General features: G+C 42.0%; 27 protein-coding genes and 1 pseudogene. All 28 read left to right on the top strand.

The genetic code is table 11. The annotated features are described in order from the left end of the window. Window positions 1–8: 8 nt before the first annotated feature. The 28 genes and pseudogenes from rpsJ to HMPREF9331_RS10690 all read left to right on the top strand — a co-directional run bounded on the left by rpsJ (window position 9) and on the right by HMPREF9331_RS10690 (window position 13,512). Window positions 9–314 (top strand): 30S ribosomal protein S10, encoded by a 306-nt coding sequence (gene rpsJ, locus HMPREF9331_RS10560; protein ID WP_002666495.1) that lies wholly within the window; start codon window positions 9–11, stop codon window positions 312–314. Window positions 315–519: 205 nt separating this feature from the next. After that, window positions 520–1,137 (top strand): 50S ribosomal protein L3, encoded by a 618-nt coding sequence (rplC, locus tag HMPREF9331_RS10565; protein ID WP_009642338.1) that lies wholly within the window; start codon window positions 520–522, stop codon window positions 1,135–1,137. Further along, window positions 1,137–1,766, top strand: coding sequence for a 50S ribosomal protein L4 (gene rplD / locus HMPREF9331_RS10570; protein ID WP_009642365.1), 630 nt, complete (start codon window positions 1,137–1,139; stop codon window positions 1,764–1,766). Before rplC ends, rplD begins: the two co-directional genes overlap by 1 nt. A 4-nt stretch (window positions 1,767–1,770) precedes the next feature. After that, window positions 1,771–2,061: a 50S ribosomal protein L23 gene (gene rplW / locus HMPREF9331_RS10575; protein ID WP_016420930.1), complete on the top strand. Its 291-nt coding sequence runs from the start codon at window positions 1,771–1,773 to the stop codon at window positions 2,059–2,061. Between the two features lie 8 nt (window positions 2,062–2,069). Then, entirely contained in the window at window positions 2,070–2,894 is an 825-nt protein-coding gene (gene rplB, locus HMPREF9331_RS10580) for a 50S ribosomal protein L2 (RefSeq protein WP_016420931.1), read from the top strand. Between the two features lie 7 nt (window positions 2,895–2,901). Beyond that, a pseudogene (gene rpsS, locus HMPREF9331_RS10585) lies at window positions 2,902–3,181 on the top strand (30S ribosomal protein S19). A gap of 5 nt (window positions 3,182–3,186) precedes the next feature. Beyond that, window positions 3,187–3,594, top strand: a complete 408-nt coding sequence (gene rplV / locus HMPREF9331_RS10590) for a 50S ribosomal protein L22 (RefSeq protein WP_009642329.1) — start codon at window positions 3,187–3,189, stop codon at window positions 3,592–3,594. Window positions 3,595–3,604: 10 nt separating this feature from the next. After that, entirely contained in the window at window positions 3,605–4,339 is a 735-nt protein-coding gene (gene rpsC, locus HMPREF9331_RS10595; protein WP_016420933.1) for a 30S ribosomal protein S3, read from the top strand. Window positions 4,340–4,359: 20 nt separating this feature from the next. Beyond that, window positions 4,360–4,779, top strand: coding sequence for a 50S ribosomal protein L16 (rplP, locus tag HMPREF9331_RS10600; protein WP_009642299.1), 420 nt, complete (start codon window positions 4,360–4,362; stop codon window positions 4,777–4,779). An 11-nt stretch (window positions 4,780–4,790) separates the two neighbouring features. Beyond that, window positions 4,791–4,982 (top strand): 50S ribosomal protein L29, encoded by a 192-nt coding sequence (gene rpmC, locus HMPREF9331_RS10605; RefSeq protein ID WP_009642293.1) that lies wholly within the window; start codon window positions 4,791–4,793, stop codon window positions 4,980–4,982. Between the two features lie 16 nt (window positions 4,983–4,998). Further along, complete coding sequence (rpsQ, locus tag HMPREF9331_RS10610; RefSeq protein ID WP_009642304.1) at window positions 4,999–5,256, top strand: 30S ribosomal protein S17; 258 nt, start codon at window positions 4,999–5,001, stop codon at window positions 5,254–5,256. 2 nt (window positions 5,257–5,258) lie between these two features. Then, window positions 5,259–5,627 (top strand): 50S ribosomal protein L14, encoded by a 369-nt coding sequence (gene rplN / locus HMPREF9331_RS10615; protein WP_009642349.1) that lies wholly within the window; start codon window positions 5,259–5,261, stop codon window positions 5,625–5,627. 11 nt (window positions 5,628–5,638) lie between these two features. Then, window positions 5,639–5,953 (top strand): 50S ribosomal protein L24, encoded by a 315-nt coding sequence (gene rplX, locus HMPREF9331_RS10620; protein WP_016420934.1) that lies wholly within the window; start codon window positions 5,639–5,641, stop codon window positions 5,951–5,953. Between the two features lie 2 nt (window positions 5,954–5,955). Next, window positions 5,956–6,507, top strand: coding sequence for a 50S ribosomal protein L5 (gene rplE, locus HMPREF9331_RS10625; RefSeq protein WP_009642331.1), 552 nt, complete (start codon window positions 5,956–5,958; stop codon window positions 6,505–6,507). A gap of 1 nt (window position 6,508) precedes the next feature. Continuing rightward, on the top strand, window positions 6,509–6,778 hold the full coding sequence (gene rpsN / locus HMPREF9331_RS10630; RefSeq protein WP_002666758.1) for a 30S ribosomal protein S14: 270 nt from the start codon (window positions 6,509–6,511) through the stop codon (window positions 6,776–6,778). A gap of 17 nt (window positions 6,779–6,795) precedes the next feature. Then, complete coding sequence (gene rpsH, locus HMPREF9331_RS10635; RefSeq protein ID WP_009642373.1) at window positions 6,796–7,194, top strand: 30S ribosomal protein S8; 399 nt, start codon at window positions 6,796–6,798, stop codon at window positions 7,192–7,194. 19 nt (window positions 7,195–7,213) lie between these two features. Beyond that, window positions 7,214–7,756, top strand: a complete 543-nt coding sequence (gene rplF / locus HMPREF9331_RS10640) for a 50S ribosomal protein L6 (RefSeq protein ID WP_009642292.1) — start codon at window positions 7,214–7,216, stop codon at window positions 7,754–7,756. A gap of 11 nt (window positions 7,757–7,767) precedes the next feature. After that, on the top strand, window positions 7,768–8,121 hold the full coding sequence (gene rplR, locus HMPREF9331_RS10645) for a 50S ribosomal protein L18 (protein WP_009642295.1): 354 nt from the start codon (window positions 7,768–7,770) through the stop codon (window positions 8,119–8,121). Between the two features lie 6 nt (window positions 8,122–8,127). Continuing rightward, window positions 8,128–8,652: a 30S ribosomal protein S5 gene (gene rpsE, locus HMPREF9331_RS10650; RefSeq protein WP_009642374.1), complete on the top strand. Its 525-nt coding sequence runs from the start codon at window positions 8,128–8,130 to the stop codon at window positions 8,650–8,652. A 12-nt stretch (window positions 8,653–8,664) separates the two neighbouring features. Beyond that, the gene (gene rpmD, locus HMPREF9331_RS10655) at window positions 8,665–8,850 is read left to right on the top strand and encodes a 50S ribosomal protein L30 (RefSeq protein WP_009642301.1); all 186 of its coding nucleotides are present in this window, start codon (window positions 8,665–8,667) and stop codon (window positions 8,848–8,850) included. A gap of 17 nt (window positions 8,851–8,867) precedes the next feature. Beyond that, complete coding sequence (gene rplO / locus HMPREF9331_RS10660; RefSeq protein WP_009642325.1) at window positions 8,868–9,320, top strand: 50S ribosomal protein L15; 453 nt, start codon at window positions 8,868–8,870, stop codon at window positions 9,318–9,320. Window positions 9,321–9,333: 13 nt separating this feature from the next. After that, complete coding sequence (gene secY / locus HMPREF9331_RS10665; RefSeq protein ID WP_009642291.1) at window positions 9,334–10,662, top strand: preprotein translocase subunit SecY; 1,329 nt, start codon at window positions 9,334–9,336, stop codon at window positions 10,660–10,662. Next, entirely contained in the window at window positions 10,662–10,877 is a 216-nt protein-coding gene (gene infA / locus HMPREF9331_RS10670) for a translation initiation factor IF-1 (protein ID WP_002666434.1), read from the top strand. Before secY ends, infA begins: the two co-directional genes overlap by 1 nt. 31 nt (window positions 10,878–10,908) lie before the next feature. After that, the gene (gene ykgO, locus HMPREF9331_RS12865; RefSeq protein ID WP_002666762.1) at window positions 10,909–11,025 is read left to right on the top strand and encodes a type B 50S ribosomal protein L36; all 117 of its coding nucleotides are present in this window, start codon (window positions 10,909–10,911) and stop codon (window positions 11,023–11,025) included. Window positions 11,026–11,028: 3 nt separating this feature from the next. Continuing rightward, window positions 11,029–11,403 (top strand): 30S ribosomal protein S13, encoded by a 375-nt coding sequence (gene rpsM / locus HMPREF9331_RS10675; RefSeq protein ID WP_009642357.1) that lies wholly within the window; start codon window positions 11,029–11,031, stop codon window positions 11,401–11,403. 11 nt (window positions 11,404–11,414) lie between these two features. Then, entirely contained in the window at window positions 11,415–11,807 is a 393-nt protein-coding gene (gene rpsK / locus HMPREF9331_RS10680; RefSeq protein ID WP_002666650.1) for a 30S ribosomal protein S11, read from the top strand. 86 nt (window positions 11,808–11,893) lie between these two features. Next, a complete protein-coding gene (gene rpsD / locus HMPREF9331_RS10685) occupies window positions 11,894–12,499 on the top strand; it encodes a 30S ribosomal protein S4 (RefSeq protein ID WP_009642375.1) in 606 nt (201 codons plus the stop codon). Between the two features lie 20 nt (window positions 12,500–12,519). Then, the gene (locus HMPREF9331_RS10690) at window positions 12,520–13,512 is read left to right on the top strand and encodes a DNA-directed RNA polymerase subunit alpha (RefSeq protein WP_034567245.1); all 993 of its coding nucleotides are present in this window, start codon (window positions 12,520–12,522) and stop codon (window positions 13,510–13,512) included. Window positions 13,513–13,540 lie beyond the last annotated feature (28 nt).

The following is a 13,540-nucleotide window of genomic DNA, read 5'->3' on the forward strand; positions in this document are numbered from 1 at the left end:
TAAAAGAAATGAGTCAGAAAATCAGAATAAAATTAAAATCATACGACCATAACTTGGTAGATAAGTCTGCTGAAAAAATCGTAAAGACAGTAAAATCAACAGGAGCAGGAGTAGTAGGACCTATTCCACTACCTACTCACAAGAAGCTCTTTACTGTACTTCGTTCTCCACACGTGAACAAGAAAGCTAGAGAACAGTTTCAGCTAAGCTCTTACAAGCGTTTGTTAGACATCTACAGTTCTTCACCAAAGACTATTGATGCCCTAATGAAGCTCGAATTGCCAAGTGGAGTGGAAGTAGAAATCAAAGTATGATAAAAGCAAAGCGGAAGTTTTGCTTGACTTGTCCCAAAACAATAGCGTGAGGGAAAAACGGTAAAACTATTGATATTCAGGGTTGGAATACTTGACCCTGAATATCAAATTATAAAGTCAGGAGTACCCTGTAGGGCAGTGTTCTACAGGAGTTCCCCTTGATTTTGTTGTGATAAAAAAAGTAAATCAAATTAAATATTTTAATATGTCTGGGTTAATCGGAAAGAAAGTAGGCATGACCAGCATTTTTGACGAAAATGGGAAGAATGTCCCATGTACCATCATAGAAGCAGGGCCATGCGTAGTTACCCAAGTCAGAACCAAAGAGGTTGACGGGTATGAAGCTCTTCAACTTGGTTTCGATGACAAAAAAGAGAAGCACACTTCCAAGGCTGCGGCAGGACATTTTGCCAAAGCGGGTGTAACTCCTAAAAAGAAACTTGTCGAGTTCCAAGGATTTGAGAGCACTTACAAATTAGGCGACGTGATAGCCGCTGATTATTTTGTAGAAGGTGAATTTGTGGATGTAACAGGAACTTCCAAAGGGAAAGGTTTCCAAGGTGTAGTTCGCCGTCATGGATTTGGCGGGGTAGGACAATCCACTCACGGTCAGCATAACCGCCTTAGAGCACCAGGTTCTGTAGGAGCGTCTTCTTATCCATCACGTGTATTCAAAGGAATGCGTATGGCAGGACGTATGGGAGCTGAAAAAGTAACAGTACAAAACTTGAAAGTGTTAAAAGTAGTCGCTGAAAAGAACCTCCTTATCCTAAAAGGATGTGTTCCAGGACACAAAAATGCTTACGTAACGATTCACAAATAATGGAAGTAGCAGTATTAAACATACAAGGAAAAGAAACAGGAAGAAAGGTGACCCTTTCCGAGGCTGTTTTCGGGATTACACCTAATAACCACACTATTTATTTGGACATCAAACAATACTTGGCTAACAAACGCCAAGGTACTCACAAGTCCAAAGAACGTAACGAAGTGGCAGGAAGTACCCGCAAGATTAAGAAACAAAAAGGAACAGGTACAGCTCGTGCAGGTAGCGTGAAGTCTCCAGTATTCGTAGGTGGAGGTCGTATCTTCGGTCCTCGTCCTAAGGATTACACTCAAAAGCTGAACAAAAAAGTAAAACGTCTTGCTCGTCGCTCTATCTTGAGCCAAAAAGCACAACAAGGAGCCATTATCGTTGTAGAAGATTTCAATCTTCAGGCTCCTAAAACTAAAGACTTTACACAGATTTTGGCAGCCCTTGGTATCCAAGATAAAAAATCACTTTTTGTATTGACAGATACAAATAAAAATGTATATTTGTCCTCTCGCAATATACCTACCGTAAATACTGTAACAGCTTCTGAGCTAAACACTTACGATATTGCTAATGCAACAAGTGTAGTATTGTTAGAGGGTGCCGTGGAGGTTATTCAATCAAATTTAACAAAGTAAGATTATGAGTATATTGATAAAACCAATCCTTACAGAGAAAGCTACCAAGGATGCTGAGGACAAAAACCGCTATACTTTTTCAGTAGATAAGAAGGCGAATAAGATTCAGATCAAAAAAGCAGTAGAGGCAGCCTATGGCGTTACTGTAGAGAAGGTACACACACTCAATTATGCCCCTAAGCGTTCGGTTCGTTACACCAAGAATGGCCTACAACTCAGCCAGACCAACGCAGTGAAGAAAGCGGTAGTGAGTGTAAAAGAAGGAGAAACAATCGATTTTTATAACACAATTTAAAAGACTGTATGTCAGTAAGAAAATTAAAACCCACGACTCCAGGTCAGCGTTTTAGAGTGGTGAATAATTACGATGCGATCACCACTGATAAGCCGGAAAAGAGCTTGCTCGTTCCGTTAAAAAAGACCGGGGGTAGAAACAATCAAGGGAAGATGACCATGCGCTACATAGGTGGTGGTCATAAGAAAAAGTATCGTATTATCGATTTCAAAAGAAACAAGTTCGGTGTAGAAGCCACTGTAGTTTCTATTGAGTACGACCCAAACAGAACAGCCTTTATCGCCTTGGTAGAATATACCGATGGAGAAAAGCGATACATCATCGCACCAGCAGGCTTGAAAGTAGGTCAGGTAATCGTATCAGGAGAGACAGCCGCTCCTGAAATCGGAAATGCGATGCCACTTTCTCAAATTCCGCTTGGAACCGTAATCAATAGCATCGAGCTTCGTCCTGGACAAGGAGCCAATATCGCTCGCTCAGCAGGTACTTTTGCTCAGCTTATGGCCAAAGAAGGTAAGTACGCCACTGTGAAAATGCCTTCAGGAGAGACACGCATGATCCTGCTCACATGTCTTGCTACTATTGGAGCAGTATCTAACTCCGATCACCAGCTCGTCCTTTCAGGAAAAGCAGGTCGCTCACGCTGGCTCGGACGTCGTCCTCGTACTCGTGCCGTGGTAATGAACCCAGTAGATCACCCCATGGGTGGTGGTGAAGGACGCGCTTCAGGAGGTCATCCACGCTCACGTAAAGGTATCCCTGCCAAAGGTTACAGAACTCGTTCTAAAACCAAGGCAAGTAATAAGTATATTGTAGAACGTAGAAAGAAATAAGTAAGATATGGCTCGTTCATTAAAAAAAGGTCCTTATGTTCATTACGCCTTGGAGAAAAAAGGTTCTCCAAAATAAGGAAACAGGAAAGAAAACCGTGATCAAAACATGGTCAAGAGCATCTATGATTACTCCTGACTTCGTAGGAGAAACCATCGCAGTACACAACGGAAAACAATTCGTTCCTGTATATGTAACCGAAAACATGGTAGGACACAAATTAGGAGAATTTGCCCCAACTCGTTCCTTCAGAGGACACGCAGGTGCAAAAAATAAAGGTAAAAAATAAAAGCTATGGGAGTTCGTAAAAGAGAAAAAGCAATAGAGATTAAAGAAGCGAAACGAAATGTGGCTTTTGCAAAATTGAATAACTGTCCTACATCACCCCGTAAAATGCGCCTTGTGGCTGACCTTGTACGCGGTGTAGCAGTAGAGAAAGCCTTGGCTATCTTGAAGTTCAACCAAAAGGATGCAGCTTCATCTTTGCACAAGTTATTACTTTCAGCTATTGAAAACTGGAAATCAAAGAACGAAGGTGCTGATGTAGAAGCAGCCCAAGTATTCGTTAAAGAAATCCGCGTAGATGGCGGTGCGATGCTCAAAAGACTTCGCCCAGCCCCTCAAGGAAGAGCACACAGAATTCGCAAACGTTCCAACCACGTAACCATCGTATTAGGAGCTAAAAATAACACTGAAAGCTAAGATAAAAAGTATGGGACAAAAAACAAATCCAATAGGGAATCGCCTTGGAATTATCAGAGGATGGGAATCCAACTGGTACGGAGGAAATGACTACGGAGACAAATTGGCTGAGGATGACAAAATCAGAAAATATGTGCATACTCGTTTGTCTAAAGCTAGTGTTTCTCGTGTAATTATTGAAAGAACTTTGAAACTTGTAACCGTTACTATCACTACCTCCCGACCTGGTAGCATTATCGGAAAGGGTGGCCAAGAGGTAGACAAGCTCAAAGAAGAACTTAAAAAAATTACAGGCAAAGATATTCAAATTAATATCTTTGAGATTAAAAGACCAGAACTTGATGCGCCACTTGTAGCTGCCAGCATCGCACGCCAAATCGAGAATCGTATCTCTTACCGCCGTGCTATCAAAATGGCTATCGCCGCTACTATGCGTATGAATGCCGAAGGTATCAAAATCCAAATATCTGGCCGTCTCAACGGTGCCGAAATGGCGCGCAACGAGAGCTACAAGGAAGGACGTATTCCTCTCTCTACCTTCCGTGCCGATATTGACTATGCTACCGACGAGGCTCACACCACTTACGGACGTATGGGTATCAAGGTATGGATTATGAAAGGTGAAGTATATGGTAAAAGAGAGCTTTCTCCGCTGGTAGGAATGACCAAGAAAAACCTCAGTGGTGGTTCTTCCGCTTCCAAAGAAGGAAACTCCGATGCAAAACGTGCTCGCCGAAAAAAATAATATTTTAAAATCAGTAAGCAATGTTACAACCAAAAAGAACAAAATATCGTAAGGATCAGAAAGGACGCATGAAGGGGGTATCCCAAAGAGGGCATCAGCTTTCTAATGGTACATTCGGCATCAAGTCCCTAGAATCCGCTTTTATCACTGCTCGCCAGATTGAGTCAGCCCGTGTGGCCGCTACCCGTTATATGAAACGTGAAGGACAGCTTTGGATCAAAATATTCCCAGATAAGCCTATTACCAAAAAGCCTTTGGAAGTACGTATGGGTAAGGGTAAAGGAGCTGTTGAGTACTGGGTGGCTGTGGTAAAGCCAGGACGTATCCTATTTGAAGTAGGTGGCGTACCTTTGGAAGTTGCCAAAGAAGCCCTTCGCCTTGCCGCTCAGAAGTTACCCGTAACTACTAAGTTCGTTGTAGCGAGAGATTATCAAGAGTAATTTTATTAACAATGAAACAGTCAGAAGTTAAAGATTTATCAGTCGCTGAGCTTGAACAAAAGCTCACCGAACTTAAGAAAACCCATTCGGAATTAAAAATGGCGCATGCCATTTCTCCAATAGAAAATCCACTTACTATTCGCAGCCTCCGTCGCGATATTGCACGTGTAGCAAGTGAGTTAACCCGTAGAGAATTACAATAATCATTGTGGCTTTAATATGGAAAAGAGAAATTTAAGAAAAGAAAGAATAGGGGTTGTTACCAGCAACAAAATGGAAAAATCCATTGTGGTATCAGTCGTAAAACGTGTAAAACACCCTATGTACGGAAAATTCGTATTGCAAACTAAAAAGTTTGTAGCACACGATGAAAAAAATGACTGCAATATCGGAGACACCGTGCGCATTATGGAAACCCGCCCACTGAGCAAGACTAAGTGCTGGCGATTAGTAGAAATCATAGAAAGAGCGAAGTAATTATGGTACAACAAGAATCAAGATTAAAAGTAGCCGATAACACAGGAGCCAAAGAAGTATTGACCATCCGTGTGCTTGGAGGAACCAAACGCCGTTATGCCTCTGTAGGAGATAAAATCGTTGTGACTATCAAGGAAGCAACTCCTACCGGAAGTGTGAAAAAAGGACAGGTTTCTACCGCTGTAGTCGTGAGAACCAAAAAAGAAGTAAGACGCCAAGATGGTTCTTACATTCGTTTTGATGAAAATGCTTGCGTACTGCTTAACGCTGCTGGTGAAATGAGAGGTACCCGTGTCTTCGGTCCTGTAGCACGTGAACTCCGTGACAAGCAGTTTATGAAAATTGTGTCATTAGCACCTGAGGTGCTTTAATCCATGCAATGATGATAAAGCTAAAAATAAAAACAGGCGATACTGTACAAGTAATCGCAGGCGACCACAAAGGGGAAAAGGGAAAAGTACTCAAAGTGGATCGTGAGAAAAACAGAGCTATCGTGGAAGGTGTGAACTTAGTATCAAAACATACCAAACCCAGCGCCCAAAATCCTCAAGGGGGCATCATCAAAAAAGAAGCTCCTATACACATCTCCAACCTTTCCCTCTTAGACCCTAAGAGCGGAGAGCCTACCCGTGTAGAGTATCAGGTGAAAGATGGCAAAAAAGTAAGAATTTCTAAAAAATCAAAACAAGTAGTGTAATTATGACATATATACCTCGACTCAAACAGGAATATAAGGAGCGCATAATTGCAGCTCTTAAAGAAGAATTTGGTTACAAGAATGTAATGCAAGTTCCTAAACTTGAAAAAATCGTTGTAAGCCGTGGAGTAGGTTCTGCCGTTGCTGACAAAAAGCAAATAGAATACGCTGTAGATGAGCTTACCAAAATCACAGGTCAGAAAGCCGTAGCTACTACCTCCAAAAAGGACGTGGCTTCCTTTAAGCTCCGCCGTGGTATGTCCATCGGGGCTAAAGTAACCCTTCGCGGTGAGCGTATGTATGAGTTCCTCGATAGGCTCATCACTATTGCACTACCTCGTGTGAGAGATTTCCAAGGAATCAAAGCAACAGGATTTGACGGACGTGGCAACTATAACCTAGGGGTTACCGAACAGATCATCTTCCCTGAGATTGATATTGACAAAATCAACAAAATCGCAGGTTTTGATATTACTTTCGTTACCTCTGCCGCAACCGATAAGGAAGCAAAATCATTATTAACCGAATTAGGATTACCATTTAAAAAGAACTGATATGGCTAAAGAATCAATGAAAGCTCGTGAAGTGAAAAGAGCGAAGCTGGTAGCTAAGTATGCTGAAAAAAGAAAAGCGCTCAAAGAGGCTGGAGATTACGAAGCCCTACAGAAGCTGCCTAAAAATGCCTCTCCTGTACGCTTGCACAACCGTTGCAAACTCACAGGACGTCCTAAAGGATACATGCGTACATTTGGTATCTCACGTGTCCTTTTCCGTGAAATGGCTAACAAAGGACTTATCCCAGGGGTAAAAAAAGCAAGTTGGTAATTTAAAAAAAGAAATTTATGTACACAGACCCAATCGCTGACTACTTAACACGCATTCGTAATGCAAGCAACGCAGGGCACAGAGTAGTAGAAATTCCAGCTTCAAACCTTAAAAAAGAGATTACCAAAATCCTTTTTGATCAAGGCTATATTCTTAGCTACAAGTTTGAAGATAATGATGTGCAAGGAACCATCAAAATAGCCCTCAAATACGATAAAGAAACCAAAGAACCTGTTATACGTAAAATCGTACGCGTAAGTACCCCAGGTCTTCGTAAGTATGTAGGTGCTGCTAAGCTCCCTCGTATCCTCAACGGACTCGGTATCACTATCGTTTCTACCTCCAAAGGAGTAATGACTGGTAAGCAAGCCCGCGCTCTTAATATAGGGGGAGAAGTAATTTGTAATGTTTACTAATAATTAACGACTTAAAAAAATGTCAAGAATAGGTAAAGCACCCATCAGTATTCCTCAAGGAGTAACGATTACTATCAAAGATAATATCATTACTGTAAAAGGAAAACTCGGCGAATTAACCCAAGTGGTTAAAGACGTTGCTGTAAAGCAAGAAGATGGAAAACTCATAGTGGAGAGCCTAAGTAATACAAAGCAAGGTAATGCCTTCCACGGGCTTTATCGCGCCCTACTACACAACATGGTAGTAGGTGTATCCGAAGGCTTTACCAAAGAGTTGGAACTTGTAGGGGTTGGTTATCGTGCCACTAACCAAGGTCAAAAACTTGATCTAGCGCTCGGTTTCTCTCACAATATCCTTATGGAACTCCCTCAAGAAATTAAATTAGAGACTATCAATGAGAAAGGTAAGAACCCTATCATCAAACTTACCTCTCACGATAGACAATTACTCGGACAAGTAGCAGCTAAGATTCGTTCTTTCCGTAAGCCTGAACCTTACAAAGGAAAAGGTGTGAAATTCGTAGGAGAAGAACTCAGAAGAAAAGCAGGTAAATCAGCTTAAAACGTAACATAATGGCATTATCAAAAATAGAAAGAAGACAACGTATCAAGTACAGAATCAAAAAGACCGTTTCTGGAACTGCTCAAAGACCCCGCTTGGTGGTCTTCAGAAGCAATAGCGAGATCTATGCACAGATTATAGATGATACCAAAGGTGTTACCCTAGTGGCTGCCTCTTCTCGCGATAAAGATCTAAAGGTTTCAGGTACCAAAACCGAAAGAGCTAAACAAGTAGGAGAAGCTATCGCTAAAAAAGCCTTAGCCGCAGGTATTGAAACTGTTTCTTTTGACAGAGGTGGTTATTTGTATCATGGACGTGTAAAATCTTTAGCCGAAGGTGCAAGAGAAGGCGGACTTAAATTCTAAGAAACTATGTATCAGAACTATAAAAATGTAGAATATGTAAAACCAAGCGGCTTAGAGCTAAAAGACCGCTTGGTAGGCGTACAACGTGTAACCAAGGTTACCAAAGGAGGACGCGCGTTCGGCTTCTCGGCTATCGTAGTGGTAGGCGACGAAAATGGCGTGGTAGGACAAGGACTCGGAAAATCTAAAGAAGTCTCCGAAGCTATCGCCAAAGCAGTGGAAGATGCTAAGAAAAACTTAGTACGTATCCCTCTCAATGGAACTACCCTCCCTCACGAACAAAAAGGAAAATTCGGTGGTGCCCGTGTATATCTTCAACCAGCTGCCGAAGGTACTGGAGTGATCGCAGGGGGTGCTGTACGTGCCGTATTGGAAGCCGTAGGGGTACATAACGTACTTTCTAAATCTCAAGGTTCTTCCAACCCGCACAACGTGGTAAAAGCAACTTTTGACGCCCTACTAAAGCTCAGAAGCGCTAAGACTATTGCCGAGCAACGTGGCATTTCCTTGGAAAAAATGTTTAAAGGTTAATATCAATCACTCATGGCAAAGAAAATTATCGTAACACAGACACGTAGTAGTATAAAACGTGCGAAAACCCAAAAACTTACCCTAGTCTCTTTAGGCTTGGGTTCTATTGGGAAAGTAGCTATACACGAGGCTACCCCAAGCATCTTGGGAATGATTAATAAAGTAGAACACTTAGTTTCTGTACAAGAAGCTCAATAAACAAGGAGTATTTAATTATGAATTTAAGTAATTTGAAACCTGCACAAGGTTCAGTACACAAAGATGGGAAGCGCGTAGGTAGAGGACAAGGTTCTGGTAAAGGTGGAACCTCCACTCGTGGACACAAAGGAGCTAAATCTCGCTCTGGTTTCTCTACTAAAATCGGTTTCGAAGGAGGACAAATGCCTCTTCAACGTCGCGTACCAAAATTTGGTTTCAAAAACTTCAACCGTAAGGAATATACAGGTATTAACCTCGGAAAACTACAAGAACTTGTAGATAAGGGCGTGGTTACCGACACTGTTAATTTGGATATCCTCGTGGAAAACCGCTTGGCCAAAAAAACCGACTTGGTGAAAATCCTTGGAGGAGGTGAGTTGAAAACAAAACTTAAAATCTCTGTTCATAAATTCACAGCAAGCGCTAAAGAAGCTGTTGAAAAATTAGGAGGAGAGGCTATAACGCTCTAAGAATTAATATTTTATGAAGAAGTTTATAGAGACCTTAACGAATGTTTGGAAGATAGAGGAGTTGCGCAATCGCATCATTCTCACCTTGGGGATTTTGTTGGTGTACCGCTTTGGTGCCCACATAATCCTCCCAGGGATTGATGCTGAACAACTGAGCAAACTCACTCAGAGAACTTCGGAAGGAGGCTTGTTGGACATCCTTAATGCCTTTACAGGTGGTGCCTTTGCTAAGGCCTCTGTATTCGCCTTAGGGATTATGCCCTATATCTCCGCCTCTATCGTAGTGCAGCTTATGGGAATTGCGATTCCTTATCTGCAAAAACTACAACAGGAGGGCGAAAGCGGCCGTAGGCGTATCAACCAAATTACCCGTTGGCTTACCATAGCCATCTGTATCGTACAAGCTCCTGCTTACCTTTACTCTATCAGCGCCTTAGGGGTGCCTGATGAGGCGTTTATCCAAGGAAAAGGCTTAGGCTTTATCATTCCTTCGGTAATCATCTTGGTAACAGGGACTGTTTTTGCGATGTGGTTAGGTGAGAAAATCACCGATAAGGGTGTAGGTAATGGTATTTCCTTGCTCATCATGGTGGGGATTATCGCTCGTATGCCTCATGCTTTCTTTGGTGAGATGAACAGGGTACACAGCCCTATGTTGGTAATTGTGGAAATCCTCTTGTGGCTTTTGGTGATCTTAGGGTGTATCTTCCTCACTTTAGCGGTAAGACAAATCCCTGTACAGTATGCCCGACGTACCACAGGCGGACAGGTGGAAAAGAACATCTTCGGAGCAAGACAGTATATCCCTCTAAAGCTCAACTCAGCTGGGGTTATGCCTATCATCTTTGCCCAAGCTATCATGTTCGTTCCTGCTGCCTTGGCGGGACTCTCTAAGTCCGAATGGGCACTAAGCATCCAGAATGCGTTCCGTTCGCCTTTTGAGTTTTGGTACAATGTGCTCTTTGGATTGCTCATCATCATCTTCACTTACTTCTATACTGCCATTACAGTACCAAGTAACAAGATGGCCGATGACCTTAAGCGCAACGGCGGATTCATACCAGGGGTAAAACCAGGACAAGAGACCAGTGAGTACTTGGACAAAATCATGTCGCTCATTACCTTCCCAGGCTCTCTATTTCTAGTGGCTATTGCCGTACTTCCTGCCATAGTCAATAAGATACCTTTGTTGGAGATTGACCAACAATGGGCTTTGTTCTACGGAGGTACGTCCTTGCTCATCTTGGTAGGGGTAGCCATTGACACTATGCAACAGGTCAATTCATACCTACTCAATCGCCACTACGATGGCCTAATGAAAACAGGTAAAAAGAGAAGATAATGGCAAAGCAAGCAGCGATAGAACAAGATGGAACAATCATAGAGTCCCTCTCTAATGCAATGTTCCGCGTGGAATTGGATAACGGTCATGTGGTTACCGCTCATATCTCAGGGAAAATGCGTATGCACTACATAAAGCTACTCCCAGGCGATAGAGTAAAGCTCGAAATGACACCCTATGACCTTACCAAAGCACGCATCACTTACCGATATTAATAATAAAATTCGTTTTTAAAACAGACAACAGATGAAAGTAAGAGCATCTATTAAGAAAAGAAGCCCCGAGTGCAAGATTGTGCGTCGTAAAGGGGTATTGTACGTAATTAATAAAAAGAATCCGAGATTCAAACAAAGACAAGGATAAATTATGGCACGAATAGCAGGTATTGACTTACCAAAACACAAAAGAGGCGTCATAGGACTTACCTACATTTTTGGAATTGGTAGAAGTAGAGCTAAAGAAATTTTGAAAAAAGCTCAAGTAGATGAAGACATCAAAGTAAGCGATTGGAACGATGAGCAAATCACTCGTATCCGTGAGGCAGTTTCTTCTTACAAAATAGAAGGAGAACTACGCTCCGAAGTGCAGCTTAACATTAAGCGACTTATGGATATTGGTTGCTACCGCGGTATCCGTCACCGTTCAGGGTTACCTTTGCGTGGTCAAAAAACGAAGAACAACTCTCGTACAAGAAAAGGAAAACGAAAAACTGTTGCTAACAAGAAGAAAGCAACTAAATAATAAGTAGCGATATGGCAAAAACAAATACAAAAGTTACCAAAAAACGTAAAGTAGTTATAGAATCATCTGGAGAGGCTCATATCTCAGCTACTTTCAATAACATCATCATTTCCTTGACCAACAAAAAAGGAGACGTGATTTCTTGGTCTTCTGCAGGAAAGATGAAGTTCAGAGGTTCTAAAAAGAATACGCCTTATGCCGCTCAAGTAGCCGCTGAGGACGCTGCTAAAACAGCTTTTGACGCAGGTCTTAAGAAAGTACGCGTATTCGTAAAAGGCCCTGGAGTAGGACGTGAGTCTGCCATCCGTAGCATTCACAATGCAGGAATTGAAGTTACTGAAATCATCGATGTAACTCCACTTCCACACAATGGTTGTCGCCCTCCAAAACGTCGTAAAGTATAACACTTAACCCCCAGAGAGAGGCACAGATTATCGAAGGATAAGCCTTAATTCATAATCCTCTCTCCTTTTAATCAAAATAGTATAAAATGGCAAGATATACAGGCCCAAAAAGCAAAATCGCTCGTAAGTTTGGTGAAGCGATTTTCGGTGAAGATAAGTCTTTTGCTAAAAAGAACTATCCGCCAGGACAGCATGGAATCAACCGTAAAAGAGCAAAACGCTCTGAGTATGCAATCCAGCTACAAGAAAAACAAAAAGCAAAATATACCTATGGTATCTTGGAACGTCAGTTCCAAAATATGTACGAAAAAGCACGTCGTAGCAAAGGGGTAACAGGTGAGGTATTACTCCAACTCTGTGAAGCTCGCTTGGACAATGTCGTATATCGCATGGGTATCGCACCTTCTCGTCGTGCTGCACGACAACTCGTTTCTCACCGTCATATTACCGTCAATGGCGAAGTGGTAAATATTCCTTCTTACTCCCTAAAACCAGGTGATGTAGTAGGGGTACGCCACAAATCACAATCTCTTACTGTGATCGAAAACGCCCTCGCAAGTAATAGCTCCGTGTACGAATGGATCACTTGGAACCCTGAAAAATTGGAAGGTACCTTCGTAGCACTCCCTCAGCGTATCCAAATACCTGAAAACATTAAAGAACAATTAATCGTAGAGTTGTACTCTAAATAATACTAGTCAGCAGTCAGATTATGGCATTATTCAATTTTCAAAAACCAGATAAGGTTATCATGATTGAATCCTCAGAGTTCGAGGGCAAATTCGAGTTTCGCCCCTTAGAACCTGGTTACGGACTCACCATTGGTAACGCATTACGACGAGTGATGCACTCCTCCCTAGAGGGCTTCGCAATCACTTCGGTTAAAATAGACACGGTAGAACACGAATTCTCTACCATCGCAGGAGTAGTAGAAGACGTTACCGAGATTATTTTGAACTTGAAGCAAGTGCGTTTCAAACTGCAAACAGAAGGTACCGATCACGAAAAGGTCTCTATCTCTGTTACCGGTAAGAAACAATTGACTGCGGGTGATTTTCAAAAATTTATAACAGGTTTTCAAGTACTCAATCCCGATTTAGTAATCTGTAATATGGAACCTACAGTGAATATCAAAATGGATATCACTATAGATAAGGGTATGGGTTACCTCTCTGCCGAGGAAAACGCTAAGCCTAATATGCCTATAGGTACGATTCCTACCGATGCCATCTTTACCCCTATCAAAAACGTAAAGTATACCATCGAGAACTACCGTGTAGAGCAAAAAACCGATTACGAAAAGCTGATTTTTGAAATCAAAACAGATGGCTCCATACATCCTAAAGATGCCCTTATGGAAGCGGCCAAAACATTGATTCACCACTTCATGCTCTTCTCCGATGAGCGTATCACCATAGAGCCTGAAGAGGTCGTTCAGCCTGAAAGCTACGACGAGGAATCACTCCACATGCGCCAGCTCCTTAAGACTAAGCTCATAGATATGGATCTCTCTGTACGCGCACTAAACTGCCTCAAAGCAGCCGAAGTAGATACCTTAGGCGATTTGGTTTCTTTTACTAAAACAGACTTGATGAAATTCCGTAACTTTGGTAAAAAATCACTTACCGAACTCGACGAACTCGTGGAAAGTAAAGGACTTACCTTCGGAATGGATCTCTCAAGATATAAATTAGATAAAGAGTAATAAATTCTGTTATAATACATTAATTCAA

This window comes from Capnocytophaga granulosa ATCC 51502, assembly GCF_000411115.1.
Classification (GTDB): domain Bacteria; phylum Bacteroidota; class Bacteroidia; order Flavobacteriales; family Flavobacteriaceae; genus Capnocytophaga; species Capnocytophaga granulosa.

Coding starts and splice junctions, on each gene's coding strand:
- rplO (WP_009642325.1), top strand. CDS start 8,868: ATGAATTTAAGTAATTTGAAACCTGCACAAGGTTCAGTACACAAAGAT.
- rpsN (WP_002666758.1), top strand. CDS start 6,509: ATGGCTAAAGAATCAATGAAAGCTCGTGAAGTGAAAAGAGCGAAGCTG.
- secY (WP_009642291.1), top strand. CDS start 9,334: ATGAAGAAGTTTATAGAGACCTTAACGAATGTTTGGAAGATAGAGGAG.
- rpmD (WP_009642301.1), top strand. CDS start 8,665: ATGGCAAAGAAAATTATCGTAACACAGACACGTAGTAGTATAAAACGT.
- rpsD (WP_009642375.1), top strand. CDS start 11,894: ATGGCAAGATATACAGGCCCAAAAAGCAAAATCGCTCGTAAGTTTGGT.
- rplR (WP_009642295.1), top strand. CDS start 7,768: ATGGCATTATCAAAAATAGAAAGAAGACAACGTATCAAGTACAGAATC.
- rplF (WP_009642292.1), top strand. CDS start 7,214: ATGTCAAGAATAGGTAAAGCACCCATCAGTATTCCTCAAGGAGTAACG.
- rpsK (WP_002666650.1), top strand. CDS start 11,415: ATGGCAAAAACAAATACAAAAGTTACCAAAAAACGTAAAGTAGTTATA.
- rplN (WP_009642349.1), top strand. CDS start 5,259: ATGGTACAACAAGAATCAAGATTAAAAGTAGCCGATAACACAGGAGCC.
- rpsJ (WP_002666495.1), top strand. CDS start 9: ATGAGTCAGAAAATCAGAATAAAATTAAAATCATACGACCATAACTTG.
- rplB (WP_016420931.1), top strand. CDS start 2,070: ATGTCAGTAAGAAAATTAAAACCCACGACTCCAGGTCAGCGTTTTAGA.
- ykgO (WP_002666762.1), top strand. CDS start 10,909: ATGAAAGTAAGAGCATCTATTAAGAAAAGAAGCCCCGAGTGCAAGATT.
- rplV (WP_009642329.1), top strand. CDS start 3,187: ATGGGAGTTCGTAAAAGAGAAAAAGCAATAGAGATTAAAGAAGCGAAA.
- rpsQ (WP_009642304.1), top strand. CDS start 4,999: ATGGAAAAGAGAAATTTAAGAAAAGAAAGAATAGGGGTTGTTACCAGC.
- rplD (WP_009642365.1), top strand. CDS start 1,137: ATGGAAGTAGCAGTATTAAACATACAAGGAAAAGAAACAGGAAGAAAG.
- rpsE (WP_009642374.1), top strand. CDS start 8,128: ATGTATCAGAACTATAAAAATGTAGAATATGTAAAACCAAGCGGCTTA.
- rplE (WP_009642331.1), top strand. CDS start 5,956: ATGACATATATACCTCGACTCAAACAGGAATATAAGGAGCGCATAATT.
- HMPREF9331_RS10690 (WP_034567245.1), top strand. CDS start 12,520: ATGGCATTATTCAATTTTCAAAAACCAGATAAGGTTATCATGATTGAA.
- rpsM (WP_009642357.1), top strand. CDS start 11,029: ATGGCACGAATAGCAGGTATTGACTTACCAAAACACAAAAGAGGCGTC.
- rpsH (WP_009642373.1), top strand. CDS start 6,796: ATGTACACAGACCCAATCGCTGACTACTTAACACGCATTCGTAATGCA.
- rplC (WP_009642338.1), top strand. CDS start 520: ATGTCTGGGTTAATCGGAAAGAAAGTAGGCATGACCAGCATTTTTGAC.
- rpmC (WP_009642293.1), top strand. CDS start 4,791: ATGAAACAGTCAGAAGTTAAAGATTTATCAGTCGCTGAGCTTGAACAA.
- infA (WP_002666434.1), top strand. CDS start 10,662: ATGGCAAAGCAAGCAGCGATAGAACAAGATGGAACAATCATAGAGTCC.
- rplP (WP_009642299.1), top strand. CDS start 4,360: ATGTTACAACCAAAAAGAACAAAATATCGTAAGGATCAGAAAGGACGC.
- rplW (WP_016420930.1), top strand. CDS start 1,771: ATGAGTATATTGATAAAACCAATCCTTACAGAGAAAGCTACCAAGGAT.
- rplX (WP_016420934.1), top strand. CDS start 5,639: ATGATAAAGCTAAAAATAAAAACAGGCGATACTGTACAAGTAATCGCA.
- rpsC (WP_016420933.1), top strand. CDS start 3,605: ATGGGACAAAAAACAAATCCAATAGGGAATCGCCTTGGAATTATCAGA.